Here is a 15,780-nt window from a genome sequence, read left to right on the forward strand (position 1 = left end):
CGTCGGCGCGGCCGCTGGTGCGCACGATCGTGACGTCCTCGACGGCCTTCGGCAATTCAGGCGGTTAGGCGATGGCGACGGCGCACAGTCGTGCGCTGGAGCGCAGGCCGCGCAGGTAGGCGCAGGCTTCGTTGAGGAAGCGGAACCGGTCGGCGACGGAGTCACTGGCCGGGGTGAGCAGGCGGCCTTCGGTGGTGATCAGCGCGTCGCCGATCAGCGCGATGCGCCAGTGCAGCCCGACGTAGGTGGCTTCACCGGCTTGGTAGACGGACAGCTCGTACGGGTCGAAGGAGAGGGCGAGCATCGCCAGGACGCGTGGCTGTTGCTCGAAGCGGCGGCGGGCCTCGGCCACGCTGACCTTGGTCGGGTCGGCGTGGTGCTGGGCGAGGTAGTCCTCGAAGGGGCGGGCCGGACGGGTTGTCGCGGCGATGTGGGTGTTCCAGGCACGCCAGCGCAGCGCGGCGTACTGGGAGGCTTTGGCGGCAGTGCCGGTCAGGTCGAGGCGACCCTTGCGGCCTCCGGCGGCCACGGTGACCGCGCCGAAGCGGCGGGCGGCGTCGAGGAGGTAGTAGCCGAGGAAGCGGGTCAGCCAGCCGATGAGGCGGCGGTGGCGGACGTGGTAGCGGCGGGCGGGGGTGCCGTTGGCATGCAGAAGATCGTTGACCTTCTCTGAGGCGGCGAACCAGTCGGCGTCCTCGCCCGGGGCGAAGCAGACGGTGATCACCGAAGCGGTGAGCGGGGTGGGCGTGGGCATGACGGGGTGCTCCCTTCGCGAAGCAGTGGGCGTGGGGTGGGGATGCGCGGTGGTGCCACCGAAACGCGGGCTCTGGCCTGGGAAAGCTGCCGGGCAAGGCGCGGGGCGTGAATCACGAGCCGACCGAGGGTGGGCTGTGGGTGATCCCGCTGGCGCGGGCAGATCCGAGGAGGACCGGAGGGGCGGCGGTGCGAGCAAAGCAAGAAGAAGCTGCACCGTAGCTGCGTGACCTGACAGCGCCAGCGTTGTCAGGAAACTCGACCATGCCTGTGAGCTGCGCTGACAGGATCCGCCGTGTGCGTGCCAGGGTCTGTCAGGGCACGAAGACACCGTCGTCGTAGTTGGGGTTGTCCGCCACGGGCTGCCCGTGGTCGCTGGGCAGTTCGGCGAGCCGGACCCGGCCGGTGGCGCCGGCGGGCAGCCATACCGCCTCGGTCGGGTCGGCGTCGTGGGTGGCGGTCGCGACCGGTACGTCGCCGCGCGGGCAGCGCAGGAGTTGGTGAAGGTGCTCTTCGCGTTGCTCGCTGCTCAGCCAGAACAGCACCGGGTAGCGGGGGCCGCCGCGGCGGATCAGCTGCGCGTACCGGTCGAGTTTGGCCACCACCCGGCCGAGGGGTTCGGTGCCGGTGTCGGCCTCCAGGAAGAACCCCACCGTGGCGTCGGCGACGCTCCACAGGCCGTGCCCGTCGGCGGTGATGGTGCGGAACTGCTTCGTGGTCATCGTCTCGGACCACCACCGGTCCAGCCGCACCTGCGGGTGCTGGCGGGCGCGCACGGTGAGCCGGACGAAGAACTCGTTGGCCAGGAGCAGGTGGGTCAGGTTCGGGTTGGCCGAGAGCCGGTCGACGCTCTGACGGCTGGTGCGCACGGTGGGTTCGGGCCGGCGGTGAGCTGCGGCCTGGAACCGGTGCCCCTGGTGGCCGAGCGTCCAGTGCCACGGATGGCTACCACCCCCGGCGCGGGCGAACCGGAACCGGTCCAGCAGGCCCAATGCGGCCAGCTCACCGAGCCGGATCTGACAGGTCCGTCGGGCGAGAAACAGCATGCGGTGGATCTGATCGGTGGTGAGGACCTGGTGATCGTCGAGCAGCTGGAGAAGCCGACGGTCACGGCTGGTGATGTGGGGATAGATGGACAGGAGGCTGACTGATCGCGATTGCGGCATAGGTGGATACACCCCTGGAGAGAGAGTCCCGTAGGGAGTCTGGATGAGTTGATCTCGATTCCGGTGCTGGCGTCGGGCGGGTTGGGGCAGGTCAGGCGCCTGACAGACCAGGGGCGTGGGACTCGTGTGGGGTCTCGTGTCGCGGACACCCCCAGACGAGTCCCCGGTGCTGCACCCAGCCGAGCCCCGATGCGAGCCGGAGTGCTCAGCGGTCGCGGTCGGTCATGCGCCGCTTCATCGCGGTACGGGCGAGCTGCTGCATCGGCGGCTCACCACTGGTGCGGCTGTGGGCGGCGGCGCACTCCTGCCGGATCGCGGTCGCTTCACCCACCGGCGGCGCCGGCGGGTTGGTCACGAAGGTGAACGCGGGTAGCTCCCGGTTGCCGACCAGCAGCCGGGCTGCAGCGGTGTAGACATCGAGGTGGGCGAGGTCGTGTTCGTCCAGCTCGGGTTTGGTGTGTCGGGACAGGTCCCGCGCGTCGGCGGGGTCGACGTTGAAGAACAGCTTCGTGCGCGCGTTGGCCGACACCGCCGCGGCGATGTCGTTGGGCAGTTGCGCCAGGTCCTGGTGCGCCAGGACGAGCCCGAGCCGAAATCCGCGCGCCTCGGCCAGCATGTCTCCGACGTTGCCGGGCAGCGTGAGGAAGTTGTGGCATTCATCCACGTAGAGGTTGGCGTCTTTGCGCTGGTCTTCGGGGATGCTGGCGCGGGCGATGGCGGCCTGCCAGACCCGGGCGACGATCATCGAGCCGAGGATGCGGCTGGTCTCCTCGCCGAGGATGCCCTTGGGTAGCCGGCAGAGCAGCACCCCGCCGTCGAGGACCCGGCCCATGTCGAACGACGAGTGGGCGTTTCCGATCACGGATTTCACGAAGTCCCGCAGCAGGAACGCCCGGAGTCTGGCGAGGACGGGTGCGATGACCTGGCCCCGGAACTGCTCGTTGATGCCGTCGTACCAGAGCCAGAACCCGCCGAGGCCGTCCGGGTCGTCCAGCCCGTGGGTGAACCGGGCCCGGAAGTCCCGGTCCTGCAGCAACGATGGGACCAGGCTCAGGGTTGGTTTCGCGTGGCGCATCAGGGTGAGGCAGGCGACGCGCATGGTGTCGTCCATCCGTGGCCCCCACTGCCCTTGAAAGATCTTGGCGAAGATGCCGACGAGGTTGTCCACGGCCAGGTGCGGATCGCCGCCGTCATCGAGGGGGTTGAAGCAGCCGGGGTTTTCCTGGTCTGGGTCGATGATCACGATCTTCTTGGCGTAGGAGGCGGGCAATCGGTCGAGGATGTCGGTGATCAGGTCCCCGCGTGGGTCGATGACCACGGTCCCGCGCCCGGACTTGATGTCGCCGAGGATCATGTTCAGCAGCAGCGTGGACTTGCCGACGCCGGTCTTGCCGACGACGTGCACGTGCTGGCGGGCATCAGTGACAGTGAGGCCGATGCTGTGGTGGCCGATCTGTGAGCGGCCCAGCACCTTCACGCTCCGCCCGCCGGAGGGGACCTGCACGGGCGCCGGCACGGCCTTGGCCCGCGCCCGGTCCAGGCCCGGAACGGCGAGGTCTTGCGGCAGCCCGGCCAGGGCCGAAAGTTCCGGCACGGTGGCCAGGAAGCCGCGCCGCAGTTGCCGTCCGGCGATCGTGGCCACCGGGTGGGGCATCTTCATCCGGCGCAGCCGGTTCGGGCCGGTGTACGCCGCGGCGGCCGAGGCGATGGTGTGCCCGAGCCCAGCGAGACGTTCGCGGACCTGGTTGGCCCGTTGCCTGTCCGGCGGTGTCTTGTCCGGGTCCGCAGCCACGGCGAACCGGACCGCGATCTCGAAGTGCGGCACCCGCACGGCTTTGTCCACGATGGTGCGGGCGTCGGCGGTGGCTACCGGGTCCCGTTCGGCTGCCCGCCCCGTTGGGGTTCGTGCCGGGCTGTGCGGCCGGGATGGGCCGGGCATGAAGACCTCCAGGAGCCACAGCAGGGGCTCGATGGCTAACCGCGCCGCACCCGAAACAGCTTGGGCGGCCATGTCGGGCCGCCCGTGGGGATGGTTGCTGGTGGTGGCCGCCGCCCGGCGGGCCGCCCGCACGCGGCGGGCGGGTGCCGGGCGGGCGAGGATCTGCACGCACGCGTGTTCGCGGTGGCGGACCTCGGCCCCGGCGGCAAGCAACGCCCGAAGCGGGTCGGTGTCGTGTTCGCTGCGCAGCGGCAGCCCGTCGGTGTGCTGCGGCCAGTGCGCCCCGCCCACCTGCTCGCCCACCTGGGCGGGGATCGGCGCGGCGGCATCTGCGGTCGTGAGGGTCGCGGCGGGCCAGGCCGCCCGGACGGCGGCTTCGACCGCGCCGGGCGGCACGGTACCTGGCACCCAGACCCGGATGGTCAGGGCACGGCCGGTCCAGGTGTACTCCCACCCGACGTGTGGGTACCCGTACACCCTGCGTCGCCACACCGACGGCGTCAGCACGCCGACCAGCGTCATCCAGAATGCGGCGGCGGCCTCGGCGGTAACCTCCGGCGGTGCGGCGATGGTCAGCCACCGCGCGCCAGCCGCGAACCGCTGGTGCCGCCAGGCCAGTAGCTGGCCGTGGCCCAACACCGCTGCGACGATCGCGGCGGCGGCGAGGACGCCGAGCCATGGCCGGGCGATGATCCAGTGCCCGAGGTCGGCGGGCCAGGTCGGGGTGGTCATCAGTCGGCCTCCCCGATCCCGGTTACGGCAAGCCTGTGCTCGGCCGCCGACCCCACCGCACGGAACGGGATCCGGCTACGACCGGCGACGAGGAGCCCTTCGCCGCGTGGCGCGGACAGCAGCAGCCGTGATTCCCCGGCGGTCAGGCCGAACGCCTCGGACACGGCGTCGATGGACTGCGTGCTCTGGCGCATCAGGACCTGGGTGGCGGCGTTGGACACCACGGCGAGGCCGAGGTCGGTTGACAGCACGTCGGCCGCGTCTTGGGTGATCACGCAGAGGCCGGCGGACCGCTTGCGGGCTGCCTTGGCCATCCGGAACAGGAACCGGCTGCCTTCGCCGTCGCGCATCAGGAGCCAGGCTTCGTCGACCACGACGAGCTGGCGTCGCCGGCGGGCGGCGGTGGCGGGGGTGTCGATGCCCGACCAGATCGAGTCGAGCGCCAGCAGTGTGCCCACCGTGCGCAGCTCGTCGGGCAGGTGCCGCAGCGACCACACCACGAGGTGCCCTCGCGGGACGGTCGTGGTCGGCCCGTCGAACAGGGTGGCGAAGTTCCCGACGGTCCACGGTGCGAGTCGGGCGGCGAGTTGCCCGGCGGCCGGGTCGTCGTCGGCGGCGAGCATGTCGGCGAGGTCGCGCAGCAGCGGCGCGGGTTTGGTCCAGGTGCCCGGGTCGCCGTTGATCCCGGCGCGGGCGTAGGTGGCGGTGATCGCCCGGTCCAGCGCGGCGCGCTCGCCGAGCGGCGGTGCCGCCCCGAGCATGACCGAGATCAGGGTGTGTAGGTACAGGCCGCGTCGGGTGAGGGTGTCGGGCCGCTGGTCGGCGGGCAGATCGAGGGGGTTGACCCTGACGCCCGGTTGGCCGAGCTGCACGACCGTGCCGCCGACGTGCTCGGCCAGGGGCGCGTACTCGTCTTCGGGGTCGATGACGGACACGACCGTGCCCTGATAGAGGTTTCGTAAGACCTCCAGTTTGACGAAGTACGACTTACCCGCGCCGGAGCGGGCCAGGACGACCGAGTTGTGGTTGTCCTGCGCCCACCTGTTCCAGATCAGGACCCCGTTGCTGGTTGTGTTGACCCCGTACAGCAGCCCTCCGAGGGCAGCGACGGTGCCGGGGGCCGGGGCGGCGAGGTCCGCCGAGGCGAGGGGAAACGCCGCCGCGAGGGCGGTGGTGTCGAGGATGCGGCGCATCCGTAGCGGGTCCACGCCGACCGGCAGAGTGGAGATCCAGCCCTGGTGGTGGCGGAAGGTAGCCGGTTGCAGGTCCAGCAGGACGCTGGCGGCGGCGGACTTCACGCCCGCGGTGACGGTGTGCAGCTCGTCGAGGGTCCGGGCGTGGATCGTGACGTAGATGCCGGTGTCGAAGAGCTTCGCTGCGCCGCGGGCGACGCGTTCAGCGAGGTCGGCGGCGTCGGCTGCTGCGGCCTCGACCCTGGGATCACCCAAGCGTCCCTGGTCGGCGTCGAGGCGGCGCGAGGATTCGAGGCGGGCGCGTTGGCGCTTGAGCATCGGCGCGGCCAGTTGCGGCGTCACCGGGTCCAGGTGCACCGAGACGTCGACCCGTGCCGGGTAGGACAGCAGCGGGTCCAACCAGGCTGGGCCGACCTCGGCGGGATACCCGCACACTGCGTAGGTGGCGGCATAACCGTCGCCGACCTGCACGTGCGATGGCGTGACCGACAGCGCGGCGGGGGAGGGCAGCCCCTCCCCGCCCGCAACACTGCTCTTAGCCTTCTTCAACAGGTTCATGATGTGCTCCGGAGGGTGATCGGGGTGGCGGGTGTCGCACGTGGGCCAGGCACCGGCGGGGAGAACGGGTCGACCGCGCCGGCCAGCGCGGAGGCGACAGCCGGTCCGTCCAGAGCTGCGGCTTCGACACCGAGCCCGGACAGCGCGCGCACCGCGGCGTCGGCCCCGAGCTCTCCGGTGATGACGGCGAGAACCTGGCGGCGCAGCGGATCGCGCTGGCTGTCTAGGTCGAGCAGGAACTCGGCGTAGTCGTCGGCGGCGGCCTGCAACGCCGGGTGCGCCAGGCGCGGTGCGTGGTCGACAGTTGCCTGCGCGTAGACGGTCAGGTCGTGCCGCTGCGCAGCCACGACGATCTGCGCGGGCCCGGTCAGGCTGTTGAGGAACCGGCCAAACCCCTCCAATAGGGCCCCCTGTTCACCGCCGGTGCGCAGGTGGATGTTCGTGGTGCCGCAGGCGATCAGGACTTTGCCGCTGCCCTCACTGGTCAGGACTCCGGTCGGGGTGAGCGCCGTGACCGGAGAACGCAGCGGCGCCGGAAGGCTCGGGTTTCCGGCCACGACCGCGACCGAACTGGCCCGAGCCTTACCCGGCGTAAGGGTGCGCGGCCTGCGACTGAGCATGAACCCGTGCCGCAGCCACACGTCCAGCGGCAGGCCGTCACGGCGGCCGAGCGCTACCACGACCGCCACGGCGAACACGATTGCCCCGGCGACGATCCAGGCCACCTGCGGCAGTAGATGCCCGAACGTGCGATAAACACCGAGCCCGACGAGGCCGGCACCGCCGACGATGCCCAGTTGCCGGAACGTCAGCCCGAACGCGATGCGGTCAGGCTCGTTGACGTTGGCCGGGACGACGGCGCGCGGGACGTTGTCCTCGATCGTCATCGCCCACCTCGCAAGGCGGTATGTCCGCGCCCATTGAGCGGTAGACGGCGGGTGATGCCCTGGATGACCACTGCCCGCAGCAGAATCCCGCCGATGTTCGGCGACCCCTTGCCCGTGGCGTAGCGGCCCATCATCCCGGGGATCTTGACCGTCATCCACAGAACCACCGCTACCAGCAGCAGGTTCAACACGTCCGAGCCCGGCAGGCCGATCAGGACCGCAATGCTTGCGTCCGGGTCGGTGAGCAGTTGGATGCCGGTGGAGAACGCGATGGCCTGCAACACGGCGGTGCCGAGGCAGCCCAGGAGGCTGCGCCACCATAGGTCGGCGGTGGGTTGCGTCCAGGGCAGGCAATAGCAGGCCAGCGCGACCGGGGCGAGCCCGGCCAGGATGACCAGCACCGCAACGCGTACAACCCAACCGGTGACGAGGGTGAACATCAGCCCGACGATCAGCAGCCCGATGACCAGGGCGATGATGGCGTTGGCAGGATCGATGAGGGCGGCGGCCACGTGAGTGCGGGCCATCGTGACCGCTTGCGTGGTCGGCGCCGCAGTGCCGACCATGGCCACCGTCAACGCGTTGGCCACATCGATGAGTACGGCGCAGAGCGGGACCGCGAAGTTCGACAGGATGAACCCGACAACGAGGCGTGGCACGAGTTCCTTGACGCCGTATCGGACCTCGACCGAACTGCTGGTCATCGTCACGACGCCGGCGGTCAGCAGCGCGAGGATGTAGCAGGCGTTGACGACCAGCGCGCTCTTCGCGGCGATGGTCTGCACCTGCGGCAAGACAGTGACGTCCGGCGACAGGAACATCGACGACGTCAGATAGGCCAGGAGTCCGCCGAGGAGGTCTTGCAGCCGATCGGCGAGCCATTCCACCAGGCCATTCATCATCCAGTCGATCATGACCGCTGCCCTCAGCCGCCGATGATGCCCTGCAGTACCTGCAGGATCACGGGGGAGAGAACCGCCAGCGCGTAGCCGATCAAGGCGGACTTGAAGTTGCCCTTCGCCTGCTCGACCTGGGCCGGGTCACCGCCGGCGGCCATGTAGCGGAGGCCACCGATGACCAGGAACATTGTCGCGACAAGCGCGATGATGCCCATGATCCACGCGGTGATCGAGGAGATGACATCGCTGATGTTCTTGGGCGTCGGTGCCGGGGTGGGCGTGGGTGTGGCGGCGGCGAGGTCGGCCAGGACTGACAAGATTGTGTGCATTGCGACGCTCCACAGGACTTCTGCGGGCCGCCGCGGTGGGGACCAGGGCGAAGCTTCGACTGGGCCGGTGGGGGCGCTCCTCCCTTGCCTTGGGCGAAGGGTTGCGGTGTCAGTACGCCGCGCCAGCCGTGCCGGACCATCAGCTTCACCGGATAGGAGGTCCCCACCGGACGGACATGCCGTGGATGACATGCACCGCCCAGAACTCGGCTGTCAGGCCGATCGAACTTGCCTGGCGCCCGTCACGACCTGACAAGACCGGTCAGCGGTCACGTAGTCCCCTCAGTCGCAACCAGCTCGAGCCGCCGAGCGCATCCTCGTCGTCCTGTCGACAGGCCTCACGCCTGGGACGCGGCAGCCGTAGGAAATCGATGGCCGCAGGCAGCTTCCGCTGTTGTATTTTGCGGTGACCCTACTCCCCGTGAACACAGCGAGCGGAGCAAAACTTGCCCTCCCACCAACGTCCGACGACGGCTATCCGCCGTGCAATGAAGGCCAGAAGATTACCTGAGCCCTTCCTCGGATCCCTGGCCTTGCCCGTCGACGTGACCTCAAGCTTCGGGCTGCGTCGGCTCCAGCACCCGGTCGGCGCCGCGCGGCGTGAGACACAGCGTGCTCTCCTCGCCCAGATGGCCGACGCCGAGCAGCGGATCCCCGGCCTGCTGTCCGAGATCTCCGCGCTCGCCGCGTCCGCAGACCCACTCGCGCTGTACTCCCAGATCCAGGTGCTGGCCGCGATACGTAGGGCGATGCTTTCCGCAGGCGCTGGCTTCGGCATCGATGCGTTGGTGGAGTTCTACGGCGGTCTGGTCACCGCGCTGCCGGAACAAGACGTCCTCGACCGGCTAGGTACGGAGTTCAGGCCGTGGACGTTGTACGAACTTGAGGGGTTACTCCGGGAGTACGGCAAGGCTGAGAACTTCCTCCAACAGGGTCGGATGATCCGCGAGGGCGGAAGGGATTCCCTAACCAGGGTCCGGCACCTGCTCGAGTTTGAACACCGTTTCGACCGGATGATGGGCTACCCGGCGCAGCTTCGGCAGATCTTTCACGCTGTCGTTGATCCCCTCGCCGAGAGGTCAATCAAGCAGTTGGGATACGCACTTGGTGACGTGCTGACTGCTGCCGACGCCTACCAAAGCACGCTCGTGCGGCGAGGAGACGCGGTCCTGGAAGAGGCCGGCGTGGCCGGCGAGATGCTCCCGGATGACCCTGAGGAGCGGCTTCCGTTGCGGCTTATGTATGACGCGTACACCGCCACCTTCGCCGCCGCGCCGTTGGAAGACGACCTGCCTGGGCTGCTCGCTGAGAGGACCGGCATCCCCCGCGAGCGCCTCGCCGCAGCGCTCGCGGCGTTAGTCACGCCCCTGGGCAGCCAACCCGGGCTGAGCACGCTCGGGGCCACCAACAGGTTGCGTCGTCGGCCGATCATCGGTCTGCCCGACGGCCGGTACCTGTGGCCGCGGCCCGGTGACTTTGTCCACGAGGCGCTCGACTGGGCAGCTGAGGTGTGCCAAGCCGATGCAGGCCTGATAAAAGCATTCGACAAGCGTCGTCAGGACGGCTGCGAGGAACTGACGCGTCGGGCGTTGAGTGATGTCTTCGGCACTGACTACGTGCACGCGGACTACACCTACGCAGCGCCAGGGCGGCCGGACATCGACGTGCTCGTCGCGACGCCCGGTGTCACAGTCGTCGTCGAGGTCAAGGGTGGGCGACTCACTGATCCGGCTCGGCGAGCGGCCCCTGACCGGATCCGTAAGAAGACCGGTGAGTTCGTCGACAAGGCGTTGTCGCAGAACGCCCGGACGATCACACATCTGCAGGCTGGTGCGGCAGGTCTGCAGGACGCGAAGGGGCGTGCCGTGGCAATCCCGAACGCCCCTGATCCGACCTCAATGATCGTCACTCTCGATCGGGTGGATCCTTTCGCCACGCACCTGCCCACCGGAGGCAAGCGAACCGAGGAGCCAGCCGCCGGCACGTGGCTAGTTGCGCTCGCGGACCTAATGATGGCCACGGACATTCTTCGTCACCCTGCAGAGTTCTACGCCTACGTGCAGACTCGCGCGGCGATCAACAAGGCGGGCTCGCCGCTTATCTTCGTCGAGACTGACGCCTTGGGCGCCTGGTGCGAGCACCGCATCAAGCCGGACAGCGCTGAACCGGGCCAGACCCAGGTGCTCGGCACCTCGTCCGAAATCATGAACGGCTACTACACGCACGTCGACGACGATGTAGAACGGCCAGCCCGTCCTTGTGCCGAGGTGCCATCCGAGGTGCTGAACGCGCTCGATGAGGTGCTGCGTACCCGTCCCGAATATTGGCGCAGCCTGGCGCTAGCCACGCTTTCGGTCCGGCCGAAAGATTGGCGGGAGGTCCGCCGAGCGCTCGCCCGGCACGGCGCGAGACAGTCGGCCGGATCGACGAAGCGCCGCGATCGCAAGCGTGTGCGCAGGACGGCCAGAGGCTTCACCGTCAGTCCGTGTCTCACGGTCTATTTCGCCACGGGGGCGCCCCTGCCAGAGGTCGACGCGACCACGCTGGTAGTACGGCAGCCCGCCGTAGCGGAGGCGAAAAGCCGGTGAGTGCGGGGGCCCTGATCGGTTTAGGCCGCTTAGCAGGCGTGACCGCAGGCAATAAGAAAGCCACACCGTTGACACCGGTGGCCAGGCGCAATGCGGGAGCGTCTCGCCGAGCACCTGGACCGAGTCTGGCCAGACATCGATCCCGAGCTAAGCCTCTAAGTACCGCGTTTGTGCTCACGATGCGGTCAACCACCTGGTCGTGCCGAAAGCGCCCGTAGCTATGCTTCCGGCCGTGATTGACGACAGTGGCTTGGCTCGTTGGGTACAGACGTGGGCGAGGCGCTACCCCGCTGAGCACGACCGAGTCCTGGCTCCGCTGCTTGGAGCGAAGGTCCTCGATCGCTCCGCTGTGCTCACGGTTATCGGCTGGAAGTTCAATGCCATGGCTCACCGTTGGGCTAACGCTGGGAGGGGTTTGGCCCGAGAAACGGATCAAACCATCCGGGATGTCACCGCTGCAGCCCGCGGCTGTCAGGATGACGGTGCTGCGATGCGTGTGATACGCGTACTTCAGGGAGTCGGGCCCGCCCTCGGCAGCGCGCTGCTCATGACGATGGACCCACTGCGATGGACCGTCCTTGACGAGCGCGCAGTGAAGTCGATCAACGCCCTCGGCTACGCCGAGGTGCCGCTAGACTCCCAGGATCGGCAGACCTGGCTTCCCTATCTGCGTGCTTGTCTGGATTTGCACACTCGGACCGGCGAGCCGCTCCGGGATGTCGATCGAGCCTTGTACGCGGCCAAGGGCAACGGTCGTGTGCCGGTAGTTTGAGGCTTGAGGACTACCGGAGGCGGCGCCCCCGCGAGGCGAACGGGCCGCAGTTCGAGATGACGAGGCCGCACGTACCGGCCACATCGTAAGTGACGGGGCACGATCGCGCTTGACGTGCGGCCCTGCCGAAAGCAGTGCGACAGCACAGCTACCTGGAGGACGGTCCGGAGAGCCACCACGGTTCGCCGACCGGAGCTGCTTCCGGCTGTCCCGAAGCGACGAGTGACCGTTGGTCAGTCGTTGCCAAGAGTAGTGTGCCGTCGTCCGCTACACGGGCTTCTGCGATCGTGGCGCCGTTGAGGGTGAGCGCAGATGTGAGCCAGTTGGCCTCGTCCGCAGCGGTGCCCCGAACACGAGAACCGGCCTCGATGCACCAATCCGTGTCCAGGTAGAGGCGGCTCTCTTGCGGCGGCGTCGATCGGTTGTCACAGAAGCCGATAAATGGCCATGCCTGACGGAGGCCAATCTCCACAACGAAGCAGCCGGCGAGTTGGTCAGGTGCCACGAGTACATGGTGCCCGGCGTTGGACGTTCCGCGTACCCCGATATCGCCTGGCGCGGTCGACAAGATCACGTGCACGCCTATGCCGCCGCCGACCGGGCGTCGAGGTACCTGTGTGCGACGGGACTCGATGCATGCTCCTGCCGGTGAATGTCTGTCGCTACTGAACTGGATTGTCACGACGGCAGCTGCGGATAGTGCGCAAGGTATGCGGCGAGGCGTGGCGGTAGCGGCCCGGCATCTGGATCGTGCAGGTGCCGCCAGATCCGGTTCTCGATCCAGAACCGGTAGGCGAACTCCTCGAACGAGGATGCGCATCGGTAGATCACTCCTAAGTCCTCATCGTCGGCGTCGTCGTAATCGAGGTCCAAGCCGAACGCATGCACGACGAATGCTGGCTCCCCGCGGCGTAGGTACAGGTGCCAGGTGACGCAGTCCTGTTGGTCGGACAGGAAGCGGACGAGGAACGCGCCGGGCTCGACCGGACTAAAGGTGGGCACCGGACTCAGCCTGGTCCAACACCCAGTCACGGACACGGTGTCCAGCTCGGCTGCCCAGCCGTCCCAGGAGTGGAACTCGACGAAATCGTCCGGTAGCGCCAGACCGACGTCAGTCAGGCTCATCTCAAGACGCGTCAGCAGGTCCACGTTGCTGGCGTTGCGCTGTCCTCGACCGCCTAGCCATCGAAAGCCGTCGAGAGCGTCAAGCACGGGCGGCACGCTCTCGAGCGGGTACCGCTCGTAGGTATGCCGGGATGGACGATACCTTCCGAGATCCGTAGCGCACCAAGAAGACGCCAAGTCGACCACCATGAAGCCACCCTAAAGATCAGGAAGTCCATCGCCTACCCAGCCTAGGCTTTCCGACGTCGCCATCCGCACATGCCGCGATCCGCGCGCTTGCCATGGAGGCGCGGGATCAGGTCTACCGGCTGAAGTGGTCGGCTTGGTAGCGAGAGCAGAGCCGGAGCAGCTTTGTTAATCGTCTGAAGTGGAATCTAATCTGCTCGGTGTGCCTACCTTGTACTCGGTTTGCTGCCGAGCGGGTGGTGTTTTTCAGGCCGCCACGGCGGCTTCGCAGCGGCCGGACGAAGGGATCGGGCCGGACAGGTCGCCCCGCGTGACGGCGGCGGCCACAACCCGTTCGGCGCGGCGGCGACGCATCCGCAGGACCGGGGCGGTCACGCCCTTTTCGGCGGCCAGGTGCTCGATCAGCGCGTCGCCGAACCGGGTGGCGCTGATCAGCTCTGCGGCTTCGGCCGTGATCAGGCCGGCGGCGGCTGCCCGGCCGAGCAGCAGGTCCGGATGCCCATAAGGCATCCTTGGCGACCGCGACCCGGTGGGCAGGTCCAGCGGCAGCTCCTCGCCGTCGTCGGTCTTGACGACCGCGGCTCCAGCGCGCCAGGCCGCCCAGCAGAGCCGCAGCCACAGTCGGGGCGGGGCGAGATCCGCACTGCGCAGAGATTGCAAAAATCCGGCTAGGACTTCGGAGTCGACGTCGTCGGCGTGCCGGGCGTAACCGCGGCTGATCTTCGCCGCGAGGTGCGTCAAGGCGGGCAGCGCCACGCCGATGGCGCCGACGACCCAGGCCGGTCCCCATTCGCGGGCGTGGTGGGCCAGCTGCCGCCACAGCTCGTCGGTGGTGTCGCTGTTGTAGCGCCCGATCATGAGTAGCTGGCGCAGCTCGTCCAGCGGCATCGTGGTGTCTGGCAGGCCCGGCACCGGCCGGGCGTCGAACACCAGCGGGGCGGGTTCGCAGGTCAGCAGTTCGAAAGCCTTCTCGGCGGTGGTCAGAGCCGTGTTGGCCGTCCTCGTGCGGGTGGTCGTTGCCATGGTGATGTCTCCCTTGACGGGTGCTCTTCGCCCGGTGCGAAGACTCCGAGACCTCCGATTGGGACAGCGCGACCTGACACGACGAGCGTTTGTCAGACCCGGATAGGTCGTGACCGGTCGTGTCAGGTTCGCCACCGTGCTCACCACCGCCGGCCTGTTGACGTGGCTGTCAGATCGGCCTGGATGACCGGTGCTGTCAGGTCAGGGGTGGGTTCGATCGGCCTGTCAGCGGCGCACTGGGGATCGTCAGTACGCCCGCCGGTCCGGGGGCCACCGTGCCCATGACCGACAGAAACCATCACCGTGCGCCGGTTCCCGTGGGGGACGTGGTGCCCGGCGACCCGCCCGTGCCGATCACTGTCTGGCCGGTCCCCGCCCCGCAGGAGGGGGAGACCATGTCCAATGCGATGGGTGTGCGGTTGGTCCACAACCTCACTCACCCGTCCGACCTCATCGTCGATCTGGTCGAAGGACCGCAGTTGGCGCGCGCGGTCATCGCCTCGCACCGCCGCAGTCACCTGCAGGCGGCCCGTCCGGTCGGGTGGGGCCGCGAGTCGGCGACGCTGATCGTCACTGGCTGGCCGGTTGCCGACGCCTCTGCGGTCGACTTCTTCCTCCGTTGCCGCGCTCATCTCGTGCTGGGCGGCTGCGTGGCGGTGGTGCTGGCGCACGGCGACGTCGCCCTGCCGGTCGATGTCGTCATCGCCGCGAAGCGGGCCGGGCTGGCGTACCTGCAGCACATCGTGGCGGCCGATCGGCCGCCCCGGCGTGGCCAGCAGGCGCAGTTGGCGATCCACACCGACGTGCTGATCTTGACCCGCAGCGCGATAGAGGGCGGGGGCGCCGGTGGCTGAGGGCATGCCGATCACCTCGGTGTGGTTGACCTGCCAGATACCTGCTCGTGACCAGCGGCGGGGCCGCTACGTCCGGGAGACGTCCAGCCATCCGGCCAAGATGTTGCCTCACCTGGCCGCGCATGCGATCAGCGCGTACACCCTGCCGGGCGATGTGGTGTTTGACCCGATGTGCGGGTGTGGCACCACGTTGGTGGAAGCTATGCACCTCGGCCGGCAGGGCATCGGGATCGACATTGAGCCCTCCTACACGGCACTAGCAGAGGCCAATGTTGCCTTCGCCGCGTCGCAGGGTGCCGCCGGCACGGCGGCGGTGTTCACCGGGGACGCCACCGGTTTGCTCGGCCTGGTGCCCGCGTCGGCGGTCGGCAGGGTGAGCCTCTTGCTTACCTCGCCGCCGTACGGCCGCGGGACGCATGGCCTCGTCCAGACGACGAGGACCGGGGTACGCAAGCGGGACCACCTTTATGGGGACCGGGGGCGTGGCAATCTCGCCTATGCGGGGTGGTCCCGCCTGCTCGACGGGTTCGCCTCCATCCTGTCGGCCAGCTACCAGCTGCTGCGTCCCGGCGGGACCGTGGTGATCACCTCCCGGCCGGTACGCCGCCAACGCGATGACCTGATCGACCTGCCCGGCGAGCTGCTCGCCGCCGCGCAATCGGCCGGGCTGGTCCCGGTGGATCGGCATCGGCCGACCGCCGGCCCGCAGCTCGTCCACCACACCGACAGCGGTGGAGGAGTCCACGCCGTCGAAGAAGTCGTAGTTGACGGTCATC

12 protein-coding genes and 2 pseudogenes are annotated in these 15,780 nt (G+C 68.6%); 4 read left to right on the plus strand and 10 right to left on the minus strand.

Going from position 1 to position 15,780, the window contains the following annotated elements; all coding sequences use genetic code 11:
- Nucleotides 1–64 precede the first annotated feature (64 nt).
- The 7 genes from AB0C20_RS29460 to AB0C20_RS29490 all read right to left on the minus strand — a co-directional run bounded on the left by AB0C20_RS29460 (nt 65) and on the right by AB0C20_RS29490 (nt 8,456).
- The gene (locus AB0C20_RS29460; protein ID WP_357569161.1) at nt 65–754 is read right to left on the minus strand and encodes a hypothetical protein; all 690 of its coding nucleotides are present in this window, start codon (nt 752–754) and stop codon (nt 65–67) included.
- A gap of 313 nt (nt 755–1,067) precedes the next feature.
- Complete coding sequence (locus AB0C20_RS29465; RefSeq protein WP_357569162.1) at nt 1,068–1,799, minus strand: replication-relaxation family protein; 732 nt, start codon at nt 1,797–1,799, stop codon at nt 1,068–1,070.
- A gap of 325 nt (nt 1,800–2,124) precedes the next feature.
- The gene (locus tag AB0C20_RS29470; protein ID WP_357569163.1) at nt 2,125–4,590 is read right to left on the minus strand and encodes a DUF87 domain-containing protein; all 2,466 of its coding nucleotides are present in this window, start codon (nt 4,588–4,590) and stop codon (nt 2,125–2,127) included.
- A complete protein-coding gene (locus AB0C20_RS29475; protein ID WP_357569164.1) occupies nt 4,590–6,341 on the minus strand; it encodes a DUF87 domain-containing protein in 1,752 nt (583 codons plus the stop codon). The genes AB0C20_RS29470 and AB0C20_RS29475 overlap by 1 nt, the downstream gene beginning before the upstream one ends.
- A complete protein-coding gene (locus AB0C20_RS29480; RefSeq protein ID WP_357569165.1) occupies nt 6,338–7,228 on the minus strand; it encodes a PrgI family protein in 891 nt (296 codons plus the stop codon). Before AB0C20_RS29480 ends, AB0C20_RS29475 begins: the two co-directional genes overlap by 4 nt.
- Complete coding sequence (locus AB0C20_RS29485; RefSeq protein ID WP_357569166.1) at nt 7,225–8,142, minus strand: hypothetical protein; 918 nt, start codon at nt 8,140–8,142, stop codon at nt 7,225–7,227. Before AB0C20_RS29485 ends, AB0C20_RS29480 begins: the two co-directional genes overlap by 4 nt.
- An 11-nt stretch (nt 8,143–8,153) precedes the next feature.
- Nucleotides 8,154–8,456: a pilin gene (locus AB0C20_RS29490; RefSeq protein ID WP_357569167.1), complete on the minus strand. Its 303-nt coding sequence runs from the start codon at nt 8,454–8,456 to the stop codon at nt 8,154–8,156.
- A gap of 488 nt (nt 8,457–8,944) precedes the next feature.
- On the opposite strand from AB0C20_RS29490, the gene AB0C20_RS29495 reads away from it, so the two are divergent.
- Both AB0C20_RS29495 and AB0C20_RS29500 read left to right on the plus strand, forming a co-directional pair.
- The gene (locus AB0C20_RS29495) at nt 8,945–11,044 is read left to right on the plus strand and encodes a hypothetical protein (RefSeq protein WP_357569168.1); all 2,100 of its coding nucleotides are present in this window, start codon (nt 8,945–8,947) and stop codon (nt 11,042–11,044) included.
- Nucleotides 11,045–11,276: 232 nt separating this feature from the next.
- Nucleotides 11,277–11,816 carry a hypothetical protein gene (locus AB0C20_RS29500; protein WP_357569169.1) on the plus strand — a complete coding sequence of 180 codons (540 nt, stop codon included), beginning with the start codon at nt 11,277–11,279 and terminating at the stop codon, nt 11,814–11,816.
- A gap of 678 nt (nt 11,817–12,494) precedes the next feature.
- On the opposite strand, the gene AB0C20_RS29505 is transcribed toward AB0C20_RS29500, so the two are convergent.
- Complete coding sequence (locus tag AB0C20_RS29505) at nt 12,495–13,130, minus strand: hypothetical protein (protein ID WP_357569170.1); 636 nt, start codon at nt 13,128–13,130, stop codon at nt 12,495–12,497.
- A gap of 243 nt (nt 13,131–13,373) precedes the next feature.
- Nucleotides 13,374–14,150, minus strand: coding sequence for a hypothetical protein (locus AB0C20_RS29510; RefSeq protein WP_357569171.1), 777 nt, complete (start codon nt 14,148–14,150; stop codon nt 13,374–13,376).
- Between the two features lie 281 nt (nt 14,151–14,431).
- Here AB0C20_RS29510 and AB0C20_RS29515 point away from each other — a divergent pair, with 281 nt between their 5' ends.
- A complete protein-coding gene (locus tag AB0C20_RS29515; RefSeq protein WP_357569172.1) occupies nt 14,432–15,004 on the plus strand; it encodes a hypothetical protein in 573 nt (190 codons plus the stop codon).
- A 4-nt stretch (nt 15,005–15,008) separates the two neighbouring features.
- Nucleotides 15,009–15,359: pseudogene (locus AB0C20_RS29520) on the plus strand (DNA methyltransferase); the annotation flags it as partial.
- 327 nt (nt 15,360–15,686) lie between these two features.
- Here AB0C20_RS29520 and AB0C20_RS29525 read toward each other — a convergent pair.
- Nucleotides 15,687–15,780: pseudogene (locus AB0C20_RS29525) on the minus strand (NADH-quinone oxidoreductase subunit NuoE); the annotation flags it as partial.

Source organism: Micromonospora sp. NPDC048843 (assembly GCF_040649965.1).
GTDB lineage: Bacteria > Actinomycetota > Actinomycetes > Mycobacteriales > Micromonosporaceae > Micromonospora > Micromonospora hortensis.